Consider the following 22,336-nt stretch of genomic DNA (forward strand, 5'->3'; position numbering starts at 1 on the left):
GTTGGTACCGCCAATGTGTTCAAAACGTGTCACAGAACTGTGGCTCGTGCGCAAAGCGCACGTCCAGTCTCTACTGGCTCACTTAGCGGACGACCCGGTTACAACGCACTCAGGCGGTGATGATCGGACGCCACTCGGATTTTTGGCTCACGTCCAGTCCCCTTTCGATTGCCCGATCATCACCTGACTCGCCCTTCAGGCGAAACAGCGTTTAGCGTCAAAAGGCTGCTTCTCCTTAAGGATGTGGTAGGTCGCTCGAGCTAGCTTGTGAGCCAGTGCTTTAGTCGCCACCACGCCATTGGTCTTGGCTTTCTTTTTCTCAAAAAATCGGTTGGCATCGTCACTGAATCGCCGCGCAAAATTGGCCGCTTCAATAAAGGCCCAGATCAGGTACGCGTTACCGTTTTTGGCGTTGCCTTCACCCTTCTTTTTGCCGTTGGAGTAGCGCGCACTTTTTACGCACCGAGCATAGGAGGCAAAATGACCGACCTCTGCAAAACGTTCTATGTCACCGGTTTCCAACATGATGACTGTTGCCAGTACTTCACCGACGCCTGGCATCGTTTTTAGCAACAAATACTCAGGTCGTAATTTGGCCTGTTGAAGCAGTCGCGCTTCAAGCCCGGCGATCTGCGCATCAAGCGCCTGGATGACCGCCACATTGGCGTTCATTGCCAAAGCCACATCTGTTGGCAGGCCCAGCCTGTCAACGGATACGGCAGAAAAGCCTTTGATTTCATTACAGCTCAAACCATGGCCGAACTGGCGTGCGGCAATGTTCTCGACAGCCAGGATATGCTGGGTTCTTGTGCGCACCAGTTGAATGCGTTTACGCGCCAAGTCTCTCAACGCACGCTCCTGAGGCGGATGAATATAGCCCGTCGGTAGAATCCCGAGTCGCAGCAAATGCGCGAGAAATACCGCATCATCCTTGTCGTCTGAATGCTTCAAACCGTCGTAGCGCTTCAAAAAATGAAAAAAGGCTGGCCTTGGTCTACGGTGATAGTTGCGAACACACACTGACTGTCTGAAACGGGCGACCGCCAAGTCGCCCATTTTCCTTTATTCCCCTTTATTCCGCAGCCTGCGCCCGTAACCGCCTCCCAATCACGTCCATCACATCACATCACACCCATCCCGCAACGCTATCGTCAACATTTTGCAAAAGTCAGAAAGCACCAGAGTGTCGGAGCTGATATCCGAACGAAACGCGATGTTTTCCAATAACTGGGTCACGGTTCGGATGCGGTAATCAGCGGTTTCGAAAAGGACGTCGAGGGGGGCTTCGGTGTCGATGAGCAGGGTGGCCGGGGTGCAGTCGATTCCAGTGATGGGCATGTATCTGGTCATAATCAGAGCCTCGAAAGTGATGAGTCTCTCTGTAGATCGGGTCGCCAAACCCGGCCGCCTTTTTGGGCGACGAGGGACTATAGGGCGATCTGCTCTTGAGCTACAAGACACCGCTTTCCGTGCTTCATGTAGGACCTTTGGCCTAGCGGTTGTCGGCTTTGGGTCAGGCAACGCAGGCGACTGCTGCGCAGTCGGGCGGGAGCAAGCTCCCTCGCCACGGGGCGGTGCTCGGCCTGAGTATTGTGTTTTAGCCGTATCAGCAGCCATGTGGGCTTGGTCTCTTCATACCTCATCGCGATAACGGAACAAATCCCCGTTTCCTTTACTACGACCTGTTGTAATCCTATCTGTCCGTTTCGCAGGAGTTTTCCACCTCTGTGCAGGATCTTTCGTACTTTTTTACGGGATGCGTCTGATTTTAGAAGGACGGCTTCGACAGTAGTCTTCGGTAAACAGACACCCGCGTCGAACCATCGTCTCGATCAAAGCGTTGATTGGCGTGGTCGTGTCCACCGAACGGGGCGGCAATGTGATCCACATCATCTCCCCCCGAAAAGCCACTAAGCCGGAGGCCATAGTTTCCCTCTTCGATCCCCCCTCAATGTGGCTCGTCGTTAAATACATGTCTTGAGCGTCTTGAGGGATATCATATTTTTGTTGCGTGTTGCGCAACATGCTAGGCTTTCCCATGATCAAGTCTTTTCAACACAAAGGGCTACGCAAGCTCTTCGAAACGGGTAGTACGGCAGGCGTGCAACCCGCTCACGCCAAGCGGCTACGAATGCAGCTAGCGGCCTTGAATACAGCCATGACGATTGATGACATGGATATCCCCGGTTTCCGCCTTCACCCGCTAAAAGGCGAAATGCGTGGACGCTGGTCAGTCATGGTGAACGGCAACTGGCGGCTGACGTTCGAGTTTCGCGACGGAAACGCTTACGTCCTGGACTACGAGGATTATCACTGATGAACATGCACAACCCTCCCCATCCCGGGGAGTTCATTGCCGAGATTTATCTGGAGCCGAACGGTATCAGTGGTCGTGAGCTGGCGGAAAAGCTCGGTGTAGCTCCCTCGACACTGAGCCGTGTCTTAAAGGGCACTAGCCGTGTTTCGCCTGAAATGGCGCTGCGGCTGTCTGTAGCGCTTGGCCGTTCGCCGGAGAGTTGGCTGGCGATGCAGGATGCTTATGATCTGTGGGTGGCTCGTCAGCATGTTGATTTGTTGCAGGTAAGAAAGCTCGCTTTCGCCTGAATCAACCTCGAACGTCTCCGGACGTGGGGATTTGAGACAGACCAATCGAGATCGGCCTGTCTTTTTCAATCGTGATCTGGTCCGGTTCTCGCCTGGAAAACAGGTGGTCCTCAGTTGCCCATCTTTCATTACTTCGCTATTTACGTTGGCAGGTATAGAAGGCGACTGCCACGCAGTCGAGCGGGAGCAAGCTCCCTCGCCACGGGGATCTCGCTCGACTGGGCGGGTTGGCGCATCAGCCGTGGCAGCAGCTGTGCGGCTTGGCCTCGTCGTATTTATCATGATGCCGCACCCAATCCATGATTTCGTCTTCATTGCGGCCCTTGGGCGTGAGGTCGAGGTAGTTGTAGGTGCCGACCAGAATGTCCAGGCCGCGGGCGTAGGTGGAGTAGGTGTGGAAGATGTCGCCGGCTTCGTTGCGATAGAAGACGCTCAGGCCGGGGAGTTCGCCTTCGGTGGTGTCGGATTTTTCGTAGTTGTAGGAGGCTTTTCCAACGGCGACATCTTCGGCCTTGAAGCTGACGCCGAAGTCGTAGTTGAAGTCGCAGCCGTTGGACGAGACCCAGTCGAAGGTCCAACCCATGCGGCGTTTGAACGGCTGGAATTCGGCGAACGGGGCGCGGGAGACGGCGACCACGGCGACGTCGTGGTGGGCCAGGTGTTGGTTGGCGCCGTCGATGTGGTCGGACAGGAATGAGCAGCCATCACAGCCTTCTGTCAACCGGGGCCGAACATGAAGTGGTAGATGATCAGTTGGCTGCGGCCGCCGAACAGGTCGGCCAGGCTCAGTTCGCCGTGGGGGCCTTGGAAGCGGTAGGGTTTTTCGATTTTTACCCAGGGCAGGGCGCGGCGTTCGGCGCTGAGTTTGTCGCGTTCGCGGGTGAAGGCTTTTTCGTGGATCAGGTGCTGGCGACGGGCGGCGAGCCATTCTTCCCGCGAGACGACGGCATGATTTTCTACGTTCATGGTGAATTCTCCTGCGTGGCAGAGCCGCTGATTCGGCACTTCTGTCAGTGGTCGTTTGGCCCTGGGTGAATTCGACAGGCCGTTGGTCGGCTTGTGAAATAGCCCACCGGTAAGCCCGGCTGAACGGCGGCGCAGCGCCTGGGTCACATTTTAAGTAGGCATCTCACTCTTTGGAGGATGGACCAAGATGACGACTTATAACTGGGACTTGATCGAGCTGTTGTTGCACGAAGTGCAGAACGGTGCCGGCCACAGCTTTACCCCTCGGCCTTATGCGGAGCGGTATGCGGCTGAGAAAGCGGCTGCAGGCGAGGAGATCGAGAACCTCGATCATCTGAAAGCGGTCGCCGGGGAGTACGAAAAGTTGCTGCTGGAGCGTGGCTATATTGAGCCTCGGCCGGAGGAAGAGGGCGGTAATGGTGAAAACTTTGTGCTGACGCCTCGTGGCTCGCGGTTGCTGAGCCTGATCGACAGCAGCATCCCGGGCAATGATCATCCGCGCCAGGTGCTGGATGAGCAGGACGATGCGCTGGATGAGTTTACTTTTGATGAGGTGGCTTCGAAGGCGCAGATTGCCTAGAGCCGAACACAGATCCTGTGGGAGCGGGCTTGCTCGCGAAAGCGGTGTATCAGTCGACATAACTGTTAACTGACATACCGCTTTCGCGAGCAAGCCCGCTCCCACATTTGTTTTTCACTCCACATTGGCTTTTTGGGGCTCTTAGGCGCGAGCTGCTTTCAGGCACTTCAAATCACTGAAATCCTTTTTCACCCGGTCGATCTTCCTCAGCAAGTGTTCGCGTTGCGTCGCGGTGCTGTCGGCCATTACGTCCACCAGCAGGCTGCGGGCCTGGGCTTCGGTTTTGTCGAAGGCTTCGCGGTAGGCGGGGGTCCATAGGCTTTCGCGGTCGACCAGCAGTTGCTCGATGCGTTTGGGGAAATCGGGGCGGTGGCGCTGGGCCACAGCTTCGCTGAACTGGTTCTGCCAGTGCGCGCGGTTGGCGATCCATTGCTGGTTCTGATCGCCCAAGGCGCGAGACCAGTCCTGCACGCGTTGGCGCTGAGTTTCGCTGAGCGGGCCGAGCCAGTCATTCAGGCGTTTCTCCATGCGTTCGCTGCGTTCCTGGATTTGCTGCTGCAAGGTCGGCTTGAGGTATTGCTGCTGGCGTTTGCGCTGGTCTTTGACGAACGCGGCGTCCATGTCCGCGACCTGATCGTCGTTCAACCCCTGCAAAAGCTCGATGGCCGATGGCGTGATTTCCCGAGCGGTTTCGGCGATGGCGGCCTTGGCTTCCCGGGCACGCTGCTGCAGGGCCTGGTCGGTCACCTGATTGGTCTGCACCATGTTCTTCAAGCGGTCCAGCCAGTCAAGGTAGCCGGGCAGTTGTGTGGTGCAATGCCAGTTCAAGTGTTCATTGAGACGGTCGTTGAACCAGTCCTTTTGCTCGCCATTGATGTCCAGATAGTCGTTGAGCGTCCAGGGGATGATCAGGTCGAGATTGCGGTAGGCCAGGCCCACGCGGCTGCAGGCGGTGACGGTGAGCAGCAGGGCCATGAACAGGGCGATGCGGGTGAACCAGCGCGACATGAGCGAGTCCTTGCGAAGGCATGGGTTGCAAAGGCGTAACTGTCTTGTTTGAGCATGGCAGGTGCGCGGCAGTTCAGCCGATCGAATAAGTAACGCTTAGTAAAAAGGGTTAGTAAAAAGGGTGTGCCATCTTGAGGGTCAGCAGGCCGTCGCATTCGCTGTTGTGGCCGGAGTACGCTGAGCAACGGCTGCCGCTCAAGCTTGAGTCGCTGTAGATCAGGTCCAGGTCAATACCCTTCCAAGGGCGGGAAATTTTCAACGACCAATCGCTGAAACTGCCTACATAACCGTCCTCCACCGAGACGGGTGAGTTGTACTGGTGGGTGGTGTACTTGGCGCTGACGCCAATGCCAAACGGCACGTTGCCGCCCAAGTCGGCAAACAAGGTGCTGTTCTGTTTGTCCGGGTCGTTGCTGAAGGCTGCGCCGAAACGGCTGCCCAGCATGGTCAGGCCGCCGAAGAACTCCTGGCTGTCGAGCGTGTCGAGGGTGGGGTAGCTGTAGTGGATCAGGCCGATTTCGTAACCCAGGGTCTGGTCGAAGGGCTGTTTGAAACCCATGTAGGAATCGACCTCAAGTTTGCTCGAAGGGCTCAGGCCAACGCTTGGCGACCATTGGCCCACGTACCAGCCGCTGTCGTGGCTAAGGTCCAGGCCGCCATGAAACGAGCCGGTGCTCGAAGGTGTGACCAGCCCCTCGGCCATACTGCGGCTGGGCGTGGTGCCGAGTTTGAGGTCGAAGTCGCCGAGTTCGCGCTGGAACACCTGCCCATGGGCGAAGGGGCACGCCAGCAGGCTGAGCGTCAGGGCAACAATGGGGATGCGCATGCTTCACTCCATGGATAGCGAGGAGCAGTAACGGACATCAAGCTGAAACACTTGAGCTAGAGAGGTGCAAGCATACCGGCGAATGCTTGGCAGCGAAGGCCGTTCGTCGATTTTTGCAGGGATGAGGGCTAGCGGGGAGGTTCCAGTCCAAGCGCTTCGAAGCTCAAAGCGCTTTGGGACCAGGTGACGCGATGATTACTTCTTGCCCAGGCTGATCTGCTTGGACGGGCCGAATGTCTGGCCGCTGACCCCTTTGGCAATTTGCTGGATTTCCCCGCCGGACTTAAGGAACGCAGCGATCTGGTCGTTGATCGACTCGCTGGTTTCAACGGCTGGAGCTGGCTTTGATTTGCTGTTGGAGGCTTTTACGCGCATGACGGCCATTAACCTGTAAATAATTAATTGGGCCAGGCATCGTACAGGAAATACTTGACAATTGCTTGGCAAATATCCCCCTCAATTATCTCGCGCGGCGTTGGAATAATGCCCTGTTTATGCCGTCATTATTGCCCTAAGTCGCTGTTTTAAATAGCAACCCTCTGGGATAAATAACTTCAAGGTGGATGGCCGAAGCGGTCTCGCGGGGCAGCGTCCGCCTGACGAATGGCCGCCTGTGCGACGAAAACCCAGAGAAATCAATGGTTGCGCAAGGTCTTCCCGGCCGCGCGCGGCAGAGGCCACGAAACACGCCGCAAAACCGGGTAGAATGCCGCCCACGCAATGAGGGTATTGGAAATGGCTTTAGTCGGGCGCTACAACAGTTTGCAAGTGGTTAAACACACTCACTTCGGTTTATATCTGGACGGCGGGGCGGACGGCGAAATTCTGCTGCCTAACCGTTATATCCCCAAGGATATTCCCAGCGAAGATGAAGACTGGCTCAATGTTTTTATTTATCTGGACAGCGACGACAAACTGATCGCTACCACGGAAAAACCCAAGGTTCAGGTCGGTGAATTTGCCAGCCTGAAAGTGGTTGAAGTCAACAGCATCGGCGTGTTCCTGGACTGGGGCCTGCCCAAGGATTTGCTGCTGCCGTACTCCGAAGAAAAACGTCAGATGACCGCCGGCGAATATTGCGTGGTGCACGTCTACCTCGACAAGCACACCCGCCGCATCACCGCCACGGCGCGCCTGGACCGTTATCTGGACAAGACCCCGGCCAACTACACGCCGGGGCAGGAAGTCGATTTGCTGGTCGCCGAAGCCACCGACATGGGCTTCAAGGCAATCATCAATAACAAGCACTGGGGCCTGATTCACAAAAACGAAATCTTCAAGTTCATGCGCGCCGGCAAGCAGGAAAAAGGCTTCATCAAGGAAATCCGCCCGGACGGCAAGATCAGCCTGAGCTTGCAACCGGTGGGTCAGGAAGCTGCGACGAGCCTGAACGCCAAGATCCTCGCCAAGTTGCGCGAAAATAACGGCACGCTGGCGGTCAGCGACAAGAGCGACCCGGTGCTGATCAGCAGCCTGTTCGGCGTGAGCAAGGGCAACTTCAAGAAAGCCATTGGCGCGCTGTACAAGAATGGGCAGATTGTTATTCATGCTGATCGGATTGAGTTGAGCTGATCTTCAGCAAACAACGGAATCTGTGGCAAAAGGATTTCCTGTGCCAAAAGGAGTTCCTGTGGCGAGGGGTAGACCTGTAGGAGCTGCCGAAGGCTGCGATCTTTTGATCTTTCGCTTGAAACTCAAGTGTCTGGGGAGAGATCGCAGCCTCGTTGCACTCGACAGCTCCTACAGGTCTACCCCTCACCACAGGAACTGTGTCTGCCTTTCGTCTGTATACAAAATCCTGCACCTTTAGCATGCACCCGCGCCCTGTTCGTGGGCGCATGCCTGTTCCTGCGCGGCGTTCATCCCCGCCACACACCGCAGTTTGTCTCACATTTCCAACCTATGGCACGCATTCTGCGTAGTAATCCGTATACAAACCATGCCGGCTCCCGTGCGCAGTATGGTGAGCTGGGCGATGCGGGGGCACGGCGGTACTCAAAAGGAGCCCCGCAATGTCTGAGCAATTGCCCAACGGCTACAGCCCTCGTCTCTATAACGAAGACTTGGGCCCGCTGCCGCAGAAATGGAACTGGTACAACATTTTCGCGTTTTGGATGAGTGATGTGCACAGCGTCGGCGGTTATGTGTTCGCGGCCAGCCTGTTCGCGTTGGGGCTGGCGAGTTGGCAGGTGTTGATTGCGTTGCTCTGCGGCATCTGCATCGTGCAGTTGATCGCCAACCTGGTCGCCAAGCCGAGCCAGCAAGCGGCGGTGCCGTATCCGGTGATCTGTCGCCTGGCGTTTGGGGTATTCGGTGCGAATATTCCTGCGGTGATCCGCGGCTTGATCGCGGTGGCCTGGTATGGAATTCAGACGTACTTGGCCTCCAGTGCGCTGATTATCGTGGTGTTGCGGTTTTTTCCTTCGATGGAAGCCTACGCCACGCCGCAATTTGCTGGTTTGTCCTACTTGGGCTGGTTCGGTTTCCTCAGCTTGTGGTTCGTTCAGGCGCTGGTGTTCTGGGCCGGTATGGAGTCGATTCGCCGTTTTATTGACTGGGCCGGACCGGTGGTGTACGCCGTTATGTTTCTGTTGGCCGGCTGGATCGTATGGAAAGCCGGCTGGAGCAACATCAATTTCACCTTGGCGGAGAAGTCGTTGTCCGGCTGGCAAGCGTTTGGTCAGGTGATCGTAGCGACCGCGTTGGTGGTGTCGTACTTCTCCGGCCCGACCCTGAATTTTGGCGATTTCAGTCGTTACTGCCGGAGCATGTCTGACGTGCGCCGTGGCAACTTCTGGGGGCTGCCGGTGAATTTCCTGGCGTTCTCCCTGGTGACCGTGGTGATTGTCTCCGGGACCTTGCCAGTGTTCGGCGAAATGCTCCACGACCCGATCGCCACCGTGGCGCGTATTGATAACGACGTGGCGGTGTTACTGGGGGCTTTTGCCTTTGTGACGGCCACCATCGGCATCAATATCGTCGCCAATTTTGTATCCCCGGCGTTCGACTTCGCCAACGTTGCGCCCAGCAAGATCAGCTGGCGTGCCGGCGGCATGATTGCGGCGCTGGCGTCGATTTTCATCACACCGTGGAATCTGTTCAACAACCCCGAAGTGATTCACTACACCCTGGACGTGCTGGCAGCGTTCATTGGTCCGCTGTTCGGGATTCTGCTGGTGGATTACTACCTGATCAAAAAACAGCAGATCGATGTGGATGCGTTGTTCAACGACGGCCCAAGCGGGCGTTATTACTACAGTGGCGGCATCAACTGGACGGCGGTCAAGGCACTGGTGCCGGCGACGTTGATGGGCGTGGCGATTACGTTCACGCCGATGCTGCAAGCGATGGCTAATTTTGCCTGGTTCACCGGTTGCTTCCTGGGCGGGGTGTTGTACTTCGCCTTGGCGCGGCGTGAGTTGGCGCCGCAGCCATCGTTGAGCCCGGCCGGTCAAGCCTGATCAACGCAGGGCGGTCCGAGCGCAAGGGCTCGCTGCGTCCCGACCGGCGGGCCGCAGCAAGAGTCCGCCCGCCAGCACGAAACCGCTGCCGGCAACGATCAGCGCCGGATGCAAACCACCGCCGAAGTGGCTGCTCAGCGCCGCCAGCAACGGTCCGCTGAGCTGGCCGACGGCAAAGAACGCAGTGAGCAGTGCGGCGTTGCGTTGAAGGCTGTGGGGTGCCAGTTCGCGGGAGCGCAGCACGGCCAGTTGCATGCAGGCCAGAAATGGCGTGCCACACAGGATGACCCCCAACGCCAGCCCCGGCCCGCTGCCGAGCAGGCAGGCAAATACGCCAGCGGCTTGCAGCCATAACGTACCGATCAGCCAGCGGCCAGTGGTGGCCGGGTTGGGCCGCCGCAAGCTCACCAGCACCACGCCGAGGGCGGCGGCCAGGCCGAAGCAGGGCCAGAACAGATCGGCCTGCCATTGCCCATGAAACTGCGTCGAAGCCATCTGCGACAGGAAGGTGGCGGGAATGATGTAACCCAAGCCGTACAGGGCGTACACCACACCGAGCCGGACGATGCTGCGGTTGGGCGACAGTGTGACCGGGACAGCCACGGTCGCGGCGGCGGTGGGTTTTGGCAAGATCGGCAGGATGACCAGCAACATCGCCAATGCTACGCCGGCATACACCAGCCACAAAATGGCGGACGTCTGGCCCAGCAGGTTCGAGCCCAGGGCGAGCAAACCTGTGAGGAATATCCCCAACCCCGGCCCGGCGAACACCAGAGCGCCGAGGCGTGGCCGTCCCGCCGCTGCGGCCAGCGGTTGGCTCAGGGCGGTGATCATCACCATGACCCAGGCACTGGCCACACCGGTGCCGAAGCGCAGCGCCAAGTGGGGCCAGAAGCCCCAGGCCCAGAACGAGGCCAGGGTCAGCAACACGCACAACCACAGGCCCCCGATCAAACGCCGCCGCACCTGCTCAGGGCGGTGGGCGAACATGGCGTCCAGCGCTCCGAGGAAATACCCCAGGTAGTTGGCGGCGGCAATCAGACCGGCGGCGGTCAAGTCGATCTGACCTTCGCCGATTAAATGAGGTAACTGCGGCGTTAGGGCGAAGCGGCCAATGCCCATGGCCATCATCAGGGCGATAAAGCTGCCGAGCAGGCGAATCAGAGGTGACATGTCGGGGTCTCCGGCGTTGAGGCGAATGACCGTCAGGCTAGGACCGATTGACTTTCATTAAAAATGAATAATAGTGAGTAACTTGTTCATTTTTGGAGAGTGTCGTGGAGTTCAGCCAATTGCGGATTTTCCAGGCCGTGGCCGAGGAAGGCTCCATTACCCGCGCTGCCGAGCGGTTGCACCGGGTGCCATCGAACCTCTCGACCCGGCTCAAGCAGCTTGAGGAGCAACTGGGCGTGGATCTTTTCCTGCGCGAGCGTCAGCGTTTGCAGCTATCGCCAGCGGGAAAAGTCCTGCTGGACTACGCGATCAAGCTTTTTGCTCTGCACGACGAAGCCCATGCTGCCGTGCAGGGCGGGCAACCGGCCGGGGATTTTGTGTTGGGTACGATGTACAGCACGGCGGCGATTCATCTGCCGGACCTGCTGGCTGGTTATCACCGCACGTACCCGGCGGTGAACTTGCAGGTGCAGTCGGCGCCCAGCGGTGAACTGCTCGAAGGCTTGCTCACCGGGCGCCTTGACGCGGCACTGGTGGACGGCCCATTGGAGCTGGCGGGGTTGGATGGCGTGCCGTTGTGCGACGAGCGGCTGGTGCTGATCACCGAGGCCGATCACCCGCCAGTGCGCAGTGCCTTGGATGTCCAGGGCCGCTCGGTATTCACCTTTCGCCAGGGCTGTTCCTACCGCATGCGGCTGGAAGCCTGGTTTGCCCATGACCATGCGGCCATGGGCCGGGCGATGGAAATTGAGTCTTATCAGGGGATGCTGGCCTGTGTGATCGCCGGTTCCGGGGTGGCGCTGATGTCCGAGTCGATGCTCGCCAGCCTGCCGGGCCGCGAGCGTGTGAGGATGCATCCGTTGGCCGAGCCATTTGCCAGTGCCACGACCTGGCTGATGTGGCGCAAAGGCATGGTGGGGGCCAATCTCACTGCCTGGATTGAACTGCAGCAACAGGCCTGGCCGCGGGCGCCCATGATGACGACGCGATCAGCTTGAACTCCGGGAGGTGGATTTGGATCAATTCAGTAACAGATCATTGCAATGTGTGACGAGCATTGCGTAGGACTTCGGACTATTATCAGTGCGAAGGGGCCACAGAATTTTGCCGCTCGTACCACCCTGAAGGGGGCACCACGATGAAAGAGAAAATCCAGAACTGGCTTCACGACTTGGGTGTCGCGCTCGGCCTGATCGAGCCGCCCATGCAACCGATCCCTATCCGCACCGATGACGAGCAGCGCCGCCAGCCGCGCCGGCGGTAAAGACACCGCGAATATTGGAGAGATCGCAGTCTCAGACTGTTTCAGTTGAAACAGCCTGAGACTGCGATCTTTTTTTGTTTTGAAGGAAAATCTCTGTGGGAGCGAGCCTGCTCGCGATAGCGGCGGATCAGCCACCATTGATATTGACTGATACACCGCCATCGCGAGCAGGCTCGCTCCCACAGGTTTTTCATCGTCCGGAACTGAGCGATACAAAAGGGCAAAAAAAGGTGTGGCCACCGACGCCACACCCTCGAAGAAAAACTGCTTTCAGACCGCCTTGGCCATCACCTTCGACCGTGGCGACAACAGACTGACCAGCACAAAACTCACCAGCGCCACGCTCAGGCTGTAGTAGATCGGCGTGTTGGCATCCAGGCCGTCCTTGATCATGAAGAACAGCGCAGTGAGAAAGCCCAGTGACATGCTGGTGATCGCGCCGGCGGTGGTTGCGCGTTTCCAGTAGATGGCACCGATCAGCGGAATCAGCATGCCGCCCACCAACAGGTTGTAGGCCAGGGTCAGGGCACTGATCACATCGCTCACCACCAAAGCGATGCCCAACACCACCACACCCAGCAGCAGGGTCGCGATGCGGTTTTCATGAACGTCGCCATTGCCGCTTTCACGACCCTGGCGCAGACGCGGGAGCAGGTCCTGGACCACGGTGGTGGAGGCTGCCAGCAGGCCGGCCGCGGCGGTGGACATCAAGGCTGCCAGGGCCGCGGCGATCACCAGCCCGCGAATGCCGTTGGGCAGGCTGGTCTGAACGACGCTGGCAAAGGCGTTGTTGACGTTTTCCAGATCCGGCAGCAATACCTTGGCGGCCATGCCGATCAATGCCCCGGCCAGGCCGTACAGCACGCAGTACAGGCCGGCGGCGGTGCCGGCTACCTTCGCCACACCTTCGCTGCGAGCGGTGAATACCCGTTGCCAGATGTCCTGGCCAATGAAGATGCCGAAGAAGTAGATCAGGAAGTAGGTGAGGATGGTGTCCCAGCCAATCGCGGTGAAATCGAAATAGCTGGCCGGCAAGGCCGCCACCATCGCGTCCCAGCCGCCCGCATCGCTGATGGACATCGGCATCAGCAGGAACACCAGGCCGACGGTCATGATCAAGAACTGCACGATGTCGGTGAGGGTCAGCGACCACATGCCGCCGATGGTGGAATACAGCACCACCACGCCGCCGCCCACCAGGATCGAAACCCAGAAGGGCAGGCCGAACAACACCTGCATCACCGTGCCGATGGCGATGGTCGAGGTCGCGCCGATCATCAACGCATAAACCAGCATGATCAGCGCACTGGCGTGGCGCGCGGCCGGGTTGTAGCGGCGCTCCAGCACTTGGGTCACGGTGTAGATCTTGAGTTTGAGCAACGGTTTGGCAAGAAACAGGCTCAGGCCGACGATGCCCAGACCGATAGCGCCGCACAGCCAGAACCCGGAAATCCCATGGACGTAGCCCAGCCGCACCGTGCCGATGGTGGAGGCGCCGCCCAGAACGGTGGCGGCCATGGTGCCCAGGTAAAAGCCCGGGCCGAGGTTGCGCCCGGCGACCAGGTAGTCGTCACGGGTCTTGGCGCGGCGCATGCCGTACCAACCCAGGGCAATCATGCCGGTGGCATAGATGAGAACGACGATTAAATCCAAAGCCATGATGGCGTGTCTCCGATTGTCTTTTTTATAGTGAGGTCGAGATGGCGCCATGGGCAGATTGAGTCGAGCGTTGCCGTTGTGGCGAGGGGATTTATCCCCGTTGGGCTGCGCAGCCGCCCCATGGCAGTCAACTCAATCTGTCAGGCACACTGAAATGTCAGGGTTTGGGAGCGCTGCGCGCTCCAGCGGGGATAAATCCCCTCGCCACAGGTTCAGCGCTCGTTGAGACCGAACCCTTGCTACGCGGATCGTCCGGCCCGTACACCGCCGCCGGCTCTGGGAACAGCCCCAGCAGCACCAGGTAAATCACCGAGGCCAGGCCCAGGGTCACCGGCAGGCCGATGTCGATGCCGCCGGCCAGCTCACCCAGCGGTCCGACGAACTGCCCAGGCAGGTTGACGAAGCACAGCCCCACCAGCGCGCTGGGAATCCAGGCCCCCAGGCCGCGCCAGTTCCAGCCGTGGCTGAACCAGTAGCGCCCGCCGGTTTCGCCACGGGTGAACACTTGCAGGTCATCCGGGCAGTAGAAGCCGCGGCGCACCAGCAGGCCGATGATCATGATCACCATCCATGGCGTGGTGCAGGTGATGATCAGCACGGCGAAGGTCGATACGCTTTGCACCAGGTTGGCGGCGAAGCGCCCGATGAAGATGAAGGCAATCGACAGCACGCCGATCAGCAGCGTTGCCTTGACCCGCGACAGAACTCGAGGGAACACGCTGGACATGTCCAGCCCGGTGCCATACAGCGACGTGGTGCCAGTGGACATGCCGCCGATTACCGCGATCAGGCACACCGGCAGGAAGAACCAGCCCGGCGAGACCGCCAGCAGGCCGCCCACGTAGTTGTTGGCCGCGATGTAGTCCGGCGCCTTGATCGCCACGATGGTGGCGGTGGCAAGGCCGAACAGGAACGGGATCAGCGTCGCCAGTTGCGCGGCGATCACCGCCAGCATGATGCGCCGCTTGGGCGTGTTGCGCGGGATGTAGCGCGACCAGTCACCGAGGAACGCGCCGAAGGAAATCGGGTTGCTCATGGCGACCAGTGCCGCGCCGATGAACGCCGCCCAGAAGCCTGGCTGGCCGAGGCCGACGGTGCCGGCGAACTGGCTGTCGAAGTTGGGTGCAAAGGCAAAGATACCGAGCAGAAACAGCAGGCTGGCGGCCCAAACGGCGATGCGGTTGACCCACAACATGAAGCGAAAGCCGTAGATGCACACCGTCAATACCAGCAGGGCGAACAGGCCGTAGGCCAGGCCCAGGCTCAGGTCGGTTTCCGGTAAACCGATCAAGCGCTTGGCGCCACCGATCAACGCATCGCCCGAACTCCACACCGACAGGGAGAAGAACGCGATGGCCGTCAGCAGCGACAGGAACGAGCCAACGATCCGCCCGTGTACGCCGAAATGCGCCCCGGAGGACACCGCGTTGTTGGTGCCGTTGAGCGGGCCGAACAGACCCATGGGCGCGAGGATGATCGAACCGACTACCACCCCCAGCACAATCGCCCAGACCCCGGCCTGGAACGAGAGGCCGAACAGCACCGGGAAACTGCCGAGCACGGCGGTGGCAAAGGTGTTGGCGCCGCCGAAGATCAGTCGAAACAGATCCGTCGGGCCAGCGGTCCGTTCATGGTCCGGGATCTGTTCGACCCCGTTGGTTTCGATTTGCGTAAGGCTGTTGTCGTTATTGTTATGCATGATCTGCTCCGATCATAAAGGCGCGCTCATCGAGTGTGAGGCGTCGCCTGTTTGGCTAAGGGGGTGGCAGCCCTTCCGGCATCGCGGACAAATGTTCATGGCAGGCCAGCCATAGGCCCTGTTGTTCTTGTGTGCGTCCGTCCTGCTTGCGCAACAGGATGGTTTCGCGCTCCTGGCTAAAGTGTCGCTCCCCTTGCATGCGCAACTCGGTGGCCACGTCATGGATGAAAATCGCCACGTCCCCTTGCAGGTTGACGAAGGCGTTGCTCGAGGTACACGACAGCACCTCGAAGCCATCCTCGGACCGCCAGCGATCCCACAACGCCTGGTAGGCATCGCGCGACAGCAGAGGTTGTTCGAGGGTGTAGAACACGAAACTCGCGTCGGGTGTGAAGGCGCCGAAGTAGGCGTCACGGTCATTGCGGGCGAAGGCCGACACCAGGTCGGCAACGGCCTTGAGCACTTGATCCTGATCGTTCATGACCGCGCCTCAGCGATGAACCACGCCGGGCAGTACGCAGAGCATCTCGTACAGCAGGTTGGCGCCCAGCAGCGAGGTGTTGCCGGTGGTGTCGTAAGGCGGCGAGACTTCTACCAGATCGCAACCGACCAGGTCCAGGCCCTGGCAACCACGCACGATTTCGATGGCCTGGATGGTGGTCAGGCCGCCGATTTCCGGGGTGCCGGTCCCGGGCGCCCAAGCCGGGTCGATGCCATCGATGTCGAAGCTCAGGTACACCGGGCCGCCGCCGACTTTTTCGCGCACTTCGGCCATCAACGGTGCGAGGGATTTGTGCCAGCACTCTTCGGCCTGGACGACGCGGAAACCCTGGTTGCGGCTCCAGTTGAAGTCATCGGCGGTGTAGCCCTGGGCCCGCAGGCCGATTTGCACCACGCGGTCGCAATCGAGCAAGCCTTCTTCCACGGCGCGGCGGAAGGTGGTGCCGTGGGCGATTTTCTCACCGAACATGTGATCGTTCACATCGGCATGGGCATCGATGTGCACCAGGCCGACCTTGCCGTGTTTCTTGTGGATAGCCCGCAGGATCGGCAGGGTGATGGTGTGATCGCCGCCCAGGGTCAGGGGAATGACGTTGTGTTCCAGGATCTTGTGGTACGACTCTTCGATGATCCGCACGGCGTCCAGCAGATTGAAGGTGTTGATCGGCACATCACCGATATCGGCCACCGACAATGAGTCGAACGGCGCGGCACCGGTGGCCATGTTGTAGGGACGGATCATCACCGATTCAGCGCGGATCTCGCGGGGCCCGAAACGGGTGCCGGCGCGTAGGGAGGTGCCGATGTCCAGCGGCACGCCGACGAAAGCAGCGTCCAGGCCGGCAGCGGTTTGCAAATGGGGGAGTCGCATCATGGTGGCGATGCCGCCGAAGCGCGGCATTTCGTTGCCGCCCAGTGGTTGGTGAAGAATCTTGTCCACGGGTAGGGCCTCATCGTTGTTTTATTTATCAGGGGCCGATTTTGCGAAAAGCCTGGGAGCGGAAGAATCGCTAGGGGCAAATACTTAGTTCAGATTTTTCTAAACTAATGACCAAGGCAGCGATAGACTCTTGGTTGACGCACTCGGTAGGAGCTGCCGAAGGCTGCGATCTTTTGATCTTGAGTCTTTTACTCGAGACCCAATTGTCCGGCACAAGATCGCAGCCTTCGGCAGCTCCTACAGGGTTCCACATTCAACGGGAGACCCAATGGCCAACGCTCTACCCGACCTGAAACTGCTGCGCATTTTCGTCAGCGTCGTGCGGCACCAGGGGTTCGCCAATGCCCAGCATGAGCTCAACCTCTCCACGTCGGCCATCAGCACCTACATGAGCCAGCTCGAATCAGCCTTGGGCCTGGTGTTGTGTCATCGTGGGCGGGGCGGGTTCAGCCTGACCAGCAAGGGCGAGTTGTTCCACCAGGAAACCCTGCGTCTGTTGGGTGAGCTTGAAGGGTTCGAGCAATACGCCGCGGCGCTGAAGGGCGAGTTGCGCGGCACGCTGAACCTGGGGGTGATCGATTCCACCGTCAGCGACAAAGCCCTGCCGTTCGCCGAAGCCATCGGCGCCTACAGCCAGGAGCATCCGGCAGTCCACCTGCACCTGTCGGTCATGAGCCCGTACGAACTGCAACTGGGCGTGCAGGACAACCGCCTGGACCTGGCCATCGGCGCGTTTTCCACGCGCATGAGCGGGTTGGTCTACATGCCGTTGTACCGTGAGCAGCACTGGTTGTATTGCAGCAACCGTCACCCGCTGTTCAACGAGCGGCGTATCCCTGAGCAAGTCATCACGCAGCAGCGCATGGTCGGACGCGGTTACTGGAGCCAGGCCGAGCTGGCCCGCCACGGCTTCAAGCACAGCGCGGCGACGGTGGAGAGCATGGAGGCGCAGTTGATCCTGGTATTGTCCGGCGCCTACGTCGGCTATCTGCCCGAACACTACGCTCAGGCCTGGGTGGACAAGGGCGATTTGCGCGTGCTGCTGCCGGCCACTTTTGGTTATCAGGCACCGTTTTCGATGATCGTACGCCGTGGCCGCAGCCGAGAGCCGCTGATCCAGACGTTTCGCGACCTGCTCAAAGCGCAGCTCAACCAGGCCTGAGGTGCCGTCATGTCCAGAATTCATTGTCCGCGCTGCCACAGGCCGCAAAGCCATTGCCTGTGCCCGCTGATCCCCAGCCTCGACAGCCGCACTCGGGTGCTGTTGTTGCAGCATCCCAGCGAGGTGAACCATGCCCTGAACACCGCACGGCTGGCGGCGTTGGGGCTCAATAATGCCGAGTTGATCGTGGGCGAGGTGTTCGAGGATTTGTCCGGGTTGCTCAATCAACCGGGTTATCAGGCGCGGCTGTTGTTTCCCGGCGAAGAGGCGCAGCCCATGCAGGCGTATGCGCCGTCTGACGATCCGCTGCTGTTGGTCGTGCCGGACGGCACCTGGCGCAAGGCGCGCAAGTTGCTGCACCTCAACCCTCTGTTGGCGGCGCTGCCGAGGGTGACGCTGGCCGAAACCGGTGTGTCTCGTTACCGCTTGCGCAAGGCGCCAGGGCCGGGGGCGTTGTCGACGGTGGAAGCAGTTGTCCAGGCACTGCAAACCCTTGAGGCGCAAACAAGTTTTGAGCCGTTGCTGAGGCCGTTCGAGGCGTTGATCGAGGGGCAGATTGCGGCGATGGGGGAGCAGACCTTCCAGCGTAACCATGCTCAGGAATAAGGGGTGTCTTCGCTGGCCTCTTCGCGAGCAAGCCCGCTCCCACAGGTGATCTCCTGCGGCCGCGAAATTTGTATTCGTCGCAGATCCATTGTGGGAGCGGGCTTGCTCGCGAAGGCGGCCGCTCAATCACCGCATATCCCAGCAAAAATCAGCGCTCGCGCATCGCCTCAGTCCGCGCTTTCAACACCGGCTTAAGCAAGTAATCCAGCACACTTTTCTCCCCGGTAATGATGTCCACCGTCGCCACCATCCCTGGAATGATCAACAACGGTTTGGCATCGCCGCCCAAGTGGTTTTTATCGGTGCGCACCTGGATCAGGTAGAAGCTGTTGCCCTTGTCATCGGTGATGGTGTCGGCGCCGATCAGTTCGAGCCTGGCGCTCATCCCGCCGTAGATCGTGTAGTCGTAGGCGCTGAACTTGACCATGGCCTTCTGGCCCGGATGCAGAAAGGCCACGTCCTGGGGACGGACCTTGGCTTCGATCAGCAGGTTGTCTTCCAGCGGCACGATTTCTGCCATGTCGCTGCCCGGCTGGACCACGCCGCCGATGGTGTTGACCTTGAGTTGCTTGATCACCCCATGTACCGGCGAGACCACGGTGGTGCGGGTCACGCGGTCGTCGATGGCAATGCTCGAAGCGGTGATTTTTGACAACTCCGTGCGTTTCTCATTGAGTTCCTTGGCCGCTTCGGAGCGGAAGGATTGTTCCGATTCGTCGATCTTGCTCTTGATCTCGTTGATCGCCGATTCGGCCCGAGGAATCGCCAGGGTCGTGGCGTTGAGCGAGCCACGGATTTCCACCGCGCTGCGTTTGAGCCGCAGGATTTCTACCGGCGACACGGCCCCGGTGCGCACCAGCGGCGCCGACATGTTCATTTCCTCTTGCAGCAAGGCCAGGCTGGAACTGAACTGGCCCTGCTTGGAGCGAAACTCCGCCAGTTCCTGGGTTTTCTGCCGCAGTTGTTCGGTCAGCGTCCGCTGTTCGCTGGCCAGGCGCCGTTGCCGTTGTTCATACAGCGAGCGTTCGTCCTCGGCCACCTGCGGGGCTTTGCTGATGACTTCAGCGGACAGTTGGAAAGGCCGGCCTTCGGCTTCGGCCGACAAGCGTTCGACCTGGGCGGTCAGCGCATAACGGTCGGCCTCGCTTTCGCCCTTGTTCGATAGAAACCGCGTGTCGTCCAGGCGCAGCAGGGTGTCGCCCTTGTTCACCATCTGGCCTTCGCGCACGAAAATCTCGGTGACGATGCCGCCCTCCAGGTTCTGGATCACTTGAATCTTGCTCGAGGGAATGGCCTTGCCTTCGCCGGTGGTCACTTCCTGCAAGACTGCCAGTTTGGCCCACACCAGTGCGGTGATGATCAACCCGGCCGCCAGCCACACGGTGACCCGCGAGCGCCGTGGTGAATCCTGCAGCGCGGCACCGGCGGTTTCCGGCATGAACTCGCTTTCAGCGCTTTTGCTGAAACTGCCGAAGTAGCTTCGGGCGGCAGAATCGGGTGTTTGAGCAGACATGATGCGATACCCGTCGGTTAAGTGAAATAGAGCTAGGTGCTGCTTTTGTGGCGAGGGGATTTATCCCCGCTGGGCTGCGAAGCGGCCCCAAGACAGTCAACTCAATCTGTCTGATACACCGAGGTGTCAGGGTTAGGGCTGCTTCGCAGCCCAGCGGGGATAAATCCCCTCGCCACAGGTGTTGTGTGGGCTGTTAAACCGCCGCAGACCCCACCCGCCCTTTGCGCAGTGCCTCAATCACCGCTTCCTTCGGCCCATCGGCCACAATCCGGCCGTTGTCGAGCACCACCAGCCGGTCCACCAGGCTAAGCATCGACGTGCGGTGGGTCACCAGCAGCACCGTCTTGCCCTGCACATGGGTATGAAGCTTTTGCCGCAACACGTCTTCGCTGCTGTTGTCCATGGCGCTGGTGGGTTCGTCCAGCAGCAGGATCGGCGGATCGAGCAACAGGGCGCGAGCCAGTAGCACGGCCTGGCGCTGCCCACCGGAGAGCAACTGCCCGCGCTCGCCTACCGGACGGTCGAAGCCCTGGGGATGCTGGCGGGCCAGTTCGGTGACGCCGGTCAGTTCCGCCACTTCCAGCATGCGTGCATCGCTGATGTAGCGGGCACCCAGGGTGAGGTTGTCCCGCAGGCTGCCGGCCAGCAGCGGCAGGTCATGGGCGACATAGCCGATCTGCTGGCGCAGGTCCGCCACGTCCAGTTGCCGAAGGTCCAGCCCATCGAGCAGCAACTGGCCTTCCTGGGGCTCATAAAAGCCCATCACCAGGCGCGCCAGGGTGCTTTTGCCCGAGCCACTGCGACCGATGATCCCAACCCGTTCGCCGGGCTTGAGGCTGAAACTCACCTTCGCCAGCGCCGGGGCGTTCTGGTCGTTGTAATGGAAGGTCACGCCGCTGACGTCCAGTGCGCCTTGCAGTTGGGTGCGATCCAGCGGCCGTTGTTTGGCATCGCGCTCCTGGGGCAGCGCCATCAGCGCATCGGTGCTGCGCATGGTGAGCTGGGCTTGCTGGTAACGGGTGATCAGCCCGGCGATCTGCCCCAGCGGCGCCAGCACCCGGCTGCCGAGCATGTAGGTCGCCACCAGCGCGCCGACGCTGAGGTTGCCGGCGATGATGCTGTAGACCCCGGCGACGATGGTCGCCATGCCGGCCAGTTGTTGCAGGAACAGCGTGCCGTTGGTGGCCAGCGCCGAGAGGCTGCGCGCGTGGCTGTCCAGGCGGGTGAGGGCACCGTGGGTGCTTTCCCATTGGTGCTGGCGCTCGCTTTCGGCACTGCAGGCCTTGAGGGTTTCCAGGCCGCCGAGGGTTTCAATCAGCAATGCCTGACGCTGGGCGCCCAACGCGAGGCTTTTTTGTACGGTGTCGCGCAGACGCGCCTGGATGATCATCGCGAAAATAATGGTGAGCGGAAAAGCCACCACCGGAATCACCACCAGCCAGCCGCCCAGCAGGCCGATCACTACCAGCATCAGCACGGCGAAGGGCAGGTCGATCAGGCTGGTCAGGGTGACAGCGGTCAGGAATTCGCGCAGCCCCTGGAAGTCATGGATGCTTTGGGCGAAGCCGCCGATGGTGACCGGTTTGGCCTTCATCGCCATGCCGGTGATGCGTTCGAACAGGGTGGCGGAAAGGATCACGTCGGTCTTCTTGCCGGCGGTGTCCAGCAGATGGGCGCGCACCACGCGCAACACCAGTTCGAAACCGGTGCCGATCAACAGACCGACGGCCAGCACCCACAAAGTCGACGTGGCCTGGTTCGGCACCACACGGTCGTAGGTCTGCATGACGAACAGCGGCACCATCAACCCCAGCAGGTTGATCAGGAAACTCGCCAGGATCGCGTCGCTGTACAGCCAGCGCGACAGTTTCAAGGTGTCGCGAAACCAGGCCTCGACCCGTGGAACCAAGGGCGCGCGCAGGTCTTCGAGTTCATGGCGCGGCCGGGCGAACAACGCCTGGCCGCTGTAGACGGCGTTCAGTTCGTCGCGGCTGACCCACTGCTCGCCACCGTCGGCTTCGCTGGGCAGGATCAGCGCCTGGCCGTCCTCGCCCCAGCGTCGCAACACGGCGCAGCGGCCACCGGCCAGAATAAGCATCACCGGCAGGTTGAGTGGCGAAATATCGGCCAGGTCGCGGCGTAGCAGGCGCGCCTGCAAACTGGCCCGGGCCGCTGCGCGTGGCAGCAGGTCCAGGCTCAGACGTTGGTGCGCCATTGGAAGCCCGGCGCCAAGGCTGGCGCGGCTGACTGTCGCGCCATGGAGTTTGCAGAGGATCAACAGACCGTCCAGCAACGGATCATCGAAATTCAGCCGCGGATCGGCGGGGATTACCGGTTCCATCGTGGTCACATTGATCGCTCCCATTTTTTTGGA

The 22,336-nt window shown here is 60.1% G+C and carries 20 protein-coding genes and 2 pseudogenes; 9 read left to right on the forward strand and 13 right to left on the reverse strand.

The window, feature by feature from the left end; genetic code table 11:
* Nucleotides 1-195: 195 nt before the first annotated feature.
* Together BMY45_RS10900 and BMY45_RS10905 are read right to left on the reverse strand one after the other, a co-directional pair.
* On the reverse strand, nucleotides 196-1,056 hold the full coding sequence (locus BMY45_RS10900) for an IS110 family RNA-guided transposase (RefSeq protein ID WP_256573639.1): 861 nt from the start codon (nucleotides 1,054-1,056) through the stop codon (nucleotides 196-198).
* Between the two features lie 16 nt (nucleotides 1,057-1,072).
* A pseudogene (locus BMY45_RS10905) lies at nucleotides 1,073-1,350 on the reverse strand (hypothetical protein).
* Nucleotides 1,351-2,038: 688 nt separating this feature from the next.
* On the opposite strand from BMY45_RS10905, the gene BMY45_RS10915 reads away from it, so the two are divergent.
* The gene (locus tag BMY45_RS10915; protein WP_092397757.1) at nucleotides 2,039-2,317 is read left to right on the forward strand and encodes a type II toxin-antitoxin system RelE/ParE family toxin; all 279 of its coding nucleotides are present in this window, start codon (nucleotides 2,039-2,041) and stop codon (nucleotides 2,315-2,317) included.
* A complete protein-coding gene (locus BMY45_RS10920) occupies nucleotides 2,251-2,604 on the forward strand; it encodes a HigA family addiction module antitoxin (protein WP_092397435.1) in 354 nt (117 codons plus the stop codon). The genes BMY45_RS10915 and BMY45_RS10920 overlap by 67 nt, the downstream gene beginning before the upstream one ends.
* Nucleotides 2,605-2,839: 235 nt before the next feature.
* Here the strand turns inward: BMY45_RS10920 and BMY45_RS10925 are convergent.
* Nucleotides 2,840-3,570, reverse strand: a pseudogene (locus BMY45_RS10925) (DUF899 domain-containing protein).
* A gap of 187 nt (nucleotides 3,571-3,757) precedes the next feature.
* Here BMY45_RS10925 and BMY45_RS10930 point away from each other — a divergent pair.
* Nucleotides 3,758-4,150, forward strand: a complete 393-nt coding sequence (locus BMY45_RS10930) for a transcriptional regulator (RefSeq protein WP_092397437.1) — start codon at nucleotides 3,758-3,760, stop codon at nucleotides 4,148-4,150.
* A gap of 141 nt (nucleotides 4,151-4,291) precedes the next feature.
* On the opposite strand, the gene BMY45_RS10935 is transcribed toward BMY45_RS10930, so the two are convergent.
* The 3 genes from BMY45_RS10935 to BMY45_RS10945 form a co-directional block, all read right to left on the reverse strand.
* Entirely contained in the window at nucleotides 4,292-5,158 is an 867-nt protein-coding gene (locus BMY45_RS10935) for a DUF6279 family lipoprotein (protein ID WP_092397439.1), read from the reverse strand.
* A 109-nt stretch (nucleotides 5,159-5,267) separates the two neighbouring features.
* Nucleotides 5,268-5,984, reverse strand: a complete 717-nt coding sequence (locus tag BMY45_RS10940) for a TorF family putative porin (protein WP_092397441.1) — start codon at nucleotides 5,982-5,984, stop codon at nucleotides 5,268-5,270.
* Between the two features lie 195 nt (nucleotides 5,985-6,179).
* Complete coding sequence (locus BMY45_RS10945) at nucleotides 6,180-6,368, reverse strand: hypothetical protein (RefSeq protein WP_025212437.1); 189 nt, start codon at nucleotides 6,366-6,368, stop codon at nucleotides 6,180-6,182.
* Nucleotides 6,369-6,719: 351 nt separating this feature from the next.
* On the opposite strand from BMY45_RS10945, the gene BMY45_RS10950 reads away from it, so the two are divergent.
* Together BMY45_RS10950 and BMY45_RS10955 are read left to right on the forward strand one after the other, a co-directional pair.
* Nucleotides 6,720-7,556: a CvfB family protein gene (locus BMY45_RS10950; RefSeq protein ID WP_092397443.1), complete on the forward strand. Its 837-nt coding sequence runs from the start codon at nucleotides 6,720-6,722 to the stop codon at nucleotides 7,554-7,556.
* A 440-nt stretch (nucleotides 7,557-7,996) separates the two neighbouring features.
* The gene (locus tag BMY45_RS10955) at nucleotides 7,997-9,445 is read left to right on the forward strand and encodes an NCS1 family nucleobase:cation symporter-1 (RefSeq protein WP_092397445.1); all 1,449 of its coding nucleotides are present in this window, start codon (nucleotides 7,997-7,999) and stop codon (nucleotides 9,443-9,445) included.
* On the opposite strand, the gene BMY45_RS10960 is transcribed toward BMY45_RS10955, so the two are convergent.
* On the reverse strand, nucleotides 9,446-10,618 hold the full coding sequence (locus BMY45_RS10960) for an MFS transporter (RefSeq protein WP_092397447.1): 1,173 nt from the start codon (nucleotides 10,616-10,618) through the stop codon (nucleotides 9,446-9,448). It abuts the gene before it with no gap.
* A gap of 104 nt (nucleotides 10,619-10,722) precedes the next feature.
* Between BMY45_RS10960 and BMY45_RS10965 the strand changes: the two genes are divergently transcribed.
* Together BMY45_RS10965 and BMY45_RS28380 are read left to right on the forward strand one after the other, a co-directional pair.
* The gene (locus BMY45_RS10965) at nucleotides 10,723-11,616 is read left to right on the forward strand and encodes a putrescine utilization regulator PtrR (RefSeq protein WP_092397449.1); all 894 of its coding nucleotides are present in this window, start codon (nucleotides 10,723-10,725) and stop codon (nucleotides 11,614-11,616) included.
* Nucleotides 11,617-11,756: 140 nt separating this feature from the next.
* Nucleotides 11,757-11,882 (forward strand): PA1414 family protein, encoded by a 126-nt coding sequence (locus BMY45_RS28380; protein WP_256244290.1) that lies wholly within the window; start codon nucleotides 11,757-11,759, stop codon nucleotides 11,880-11,882.
* 270 nt (nucleotides 11,883-12,152) lie between these two features.
* On the opposite strand, the gene BMY45_RS10970 is transcribed toward BMY45_RS28380, so the two are convergent.
* From BMY45_RS10970 to speB, 4 genes are all read right to left on the reverse strand, one after another.
* Nucleotides 12,153-13,541, reverse strand: a complete 1,389-nt coding sequence (locus tag BMY45_RS10970; protein WP_092397451.1) for a sodium:solute symporter family protein — start codon at nucleotides 13,539-13,541, stop codon at nucleotides 12,153-12,155.
* 157 nt (nucleotides 13,542-13,698) lie between these two features.
* Nucleotides 13,699-15,243 (reverse strand): purine-cytosine permease family protein, encoded by a 1,545-nt coding sequence (locus BMY45_RS10975; RefSeq protein WP_256573640.1) that lies wholly within the window; start codon nucleotides 15,241-15,243, stop codon nucleotides 13,699-13,701.
* Between the two features lie 52 nt (nucleotides 15,244-15,295).
* Nucleotides 15,296-15,721: a YybH family protein gene (locus BMY45_RS10980; protein ID WP_092397455.1), complete on the reverse strand. Its 426-nt coding sequence runs from the start codon at nucleotides 15,719-15,721 to the stop codon at nucleotides 15,296-15,298.
* Nucleotides 15,722-15,730: 9 nt separating this feature from the next.
* Nucleotides 15,731-16,681 carry an agmatinase gene (gene speB, locus BMY45_RS10985; protein WP_003198979.1) on the reverse strand — a complete coding sequence of 317 codons (951 nt, stop codon included), beginning with the start codon at nucleotides 16,679-16,681 and terminating at the stop codon, nucleotides 15,731-15,733.
* A 268-nt stretch (nucleotides 16,682-16,949) separates the two neighbouring features.
* Here speB and BMY45_RS10990 point away from each other — a divergent pair, with 268 nt between their 5' ends.
* Nucleotides 16,950-17,843 carry a LysR family transcriptional regulator gene (locus BMY45_RS10990; protein WP_003184133.1) on the forward strand — a complete coding sequence of 298 codons (894 nt, stop codon included), beginning with the start codon at nucleotides 16,950-16,952 and terminating at the stop codon, nucleotides 17,841-17,843.
* Between the two features lie 9 nt (nucleotides 17,844-17,852).
* A complete protein-coding gene (locus tag BMY45_RS10995; RefSeq protein ID WP_092397457.1) occupies nucleotides 17,853-18,449 on the forward strand; it encodes a tRNA-uridine aminocarboxypropyltransferase in 597 nt (198 codons plus the stop codon).
* A 148-nt stretch (nucleotides 18,450-18,597) separates the two neighbouring features.
* Here the strand turns inward: BMY45_RS10995 and BMY45_RS11000 are convergent, their stop codons facing one another.
* Both BMY45_RS11000 and BMY45_RS11005 read right to left on the reverse strand, forming a co-directional pair.
* The gene (locus BMY45_RS11000; protein WP_092397459.1) at nucleotides 18,598-19,962 is read right to left on the reverse strand and encodes an HlyD family type I secretion periplasmic adaptor subunit; all 1,365 of its coding nucleotides are present in this window, start codon (nucleotides 19,960-19,962) and stop codon (nucleotides 18,598-18,600) included.
* Nucleotides 19,963-20,155: 193 nt separating this feature from the next.
* Nucleotides 20,156-22,312, reverse strand: a complete 2,157-nt coding sequence (locus tag BMY45_RS11005; protein WP_092397759.1) for a type I secretion system permease/ATPase — start codon at nucleotides 22,310-22,312, stop codon at nucleotides 20,156-20,158.
* Between the last annotated feature and the right edge of the window lie 24 nt (nucleotides 22,313-22,336).

This window comes from Pseudomonas sp. NFACC39-1 (assembly GCF_900110355.1).
Taxonomy (GTDB): domain Bacteria; phylum Pseudomonadota; class Gammaproteobacteria; order Pseudomonadales; family Pseudomonadaceae; genus Aquipseudomonas; species Aquipseudomonas tehranensis.

What these genes read in the sequence shown, in the direction of transcription:
- BMY45_RS10900 (WP_256573639.1), bottom strand. Translation starts at nt 1,056, where the DNA reads ATGGGCGACTTGGCGGTCGCCCGTTTCAGACAGTCAGTGTGTGTTCGC.
- BMY45_RS10915 (WP_092397757.1), top strand. Translation starts at nt 2,039, where the DNA reads ATGATCAAGTCTTTTCAACACAAAGGGCTACGCAAGCTCTTCGAAACG.
- BMY45_RS10930 (WP_092397437.1), top strand. Translation starts at nt 3,758, where the DNA reads ATGACGACTTATAACTGGGACTTGATCGAGCTGTTGTTGCACGAAGTG.
- BMY45_RS10935 (WP_092397439.1), bottom strand. Translation starts at nt 5,158, where the DNA reads ATGTCGCGCTGGTTCACCCGCATCGCCCTGTTCATGGCCCTGCTGCTC.
- BMY45_RS10940 (WP_092397441.1), bottom strand. Translation starts at nt 5,984, where the DNA reads ATGCGCATCCCCATTGTTGCCCTGACGCTCAGCCTGCTGGCGTGCCCC.
- BMY45_RS10945 (WP_025212437.1), bottom strand. Translation starts at nt 6,368, where the DNA reads ATGGCCGTCATGCGCGTAAAAGCCTCCAACAGCAAATCAAAGCCAGCT.
- BMY45_RS10950 (WP_092397443.1), top strand. Translation starts at nt 6,720, where the DNA reads ATGGCTTTAGTCGGGCGCTACAACAGTTTGCAAGTGGTTAAACACACT.
- BMY45_RS10955 (WP_092397445.1), top strand. Translation starts at nt 7,997, where the DNA reads ATGTCTGAGCAATTGCCCAACGGCTACAGCCCTCGTCTCTATAACGAA.
- BMY45_RS10960 (WP_092397447.1), bottom strand. Translation starts at nt 10,618, where the DNA reads ATGTCACCTCTGATTCGCCTGCTCGGCAGCTTTATCGCCCTGATGATG.
- BMY45_RS28380 (WP_256244290.1), top strand. Translation starts at nt 11,757, where the DNA reads ATGAAAGAGAAAATCCAGAACTGGCTTCACGACTTGGGTGTCGCGCTC.
- BMY45_RS10970 (WP_092397451.1), bottom strand. Translation starts at nt 13,541, where the DNA reads ATGGCTTTGGATTTAATCGTCGTTCTCATCTATGCCACCGGCATGATT.
- BMY45_RS10980 (WP_092397455.1), bottom strand. Translation starts at nt 15,721, where the DNA reads ATGAACGATCAGGATCAAGTGCTCAAGGCCGTTGCCGACCTGGTGTCG.
- BMY45_RS10990 (WP_003184133.1), top strand. Translation starts at nt 16,950, where the DNA reads ATGGCCAACGCTCTACCCGACCTGAAACTGCTGCGCATTTTCGTCAGC.
- BMY45_RS10995 (WP_092397457.1), top strand. Translation starts at nt 17,853, where the DNA reads ATGTCCAGAATTCATTGTCCGCGCTGCCACAGGCCGCAAAGCCATTGC.
- BMY45_RS11000 (WP_092397459.1), bottom strand. Translation starts at nt 19,962, where the DNA reads ATGTCTGCTCAAACACCCGATTCTGCCGCCCGAAGCTACTTCGGCAGT.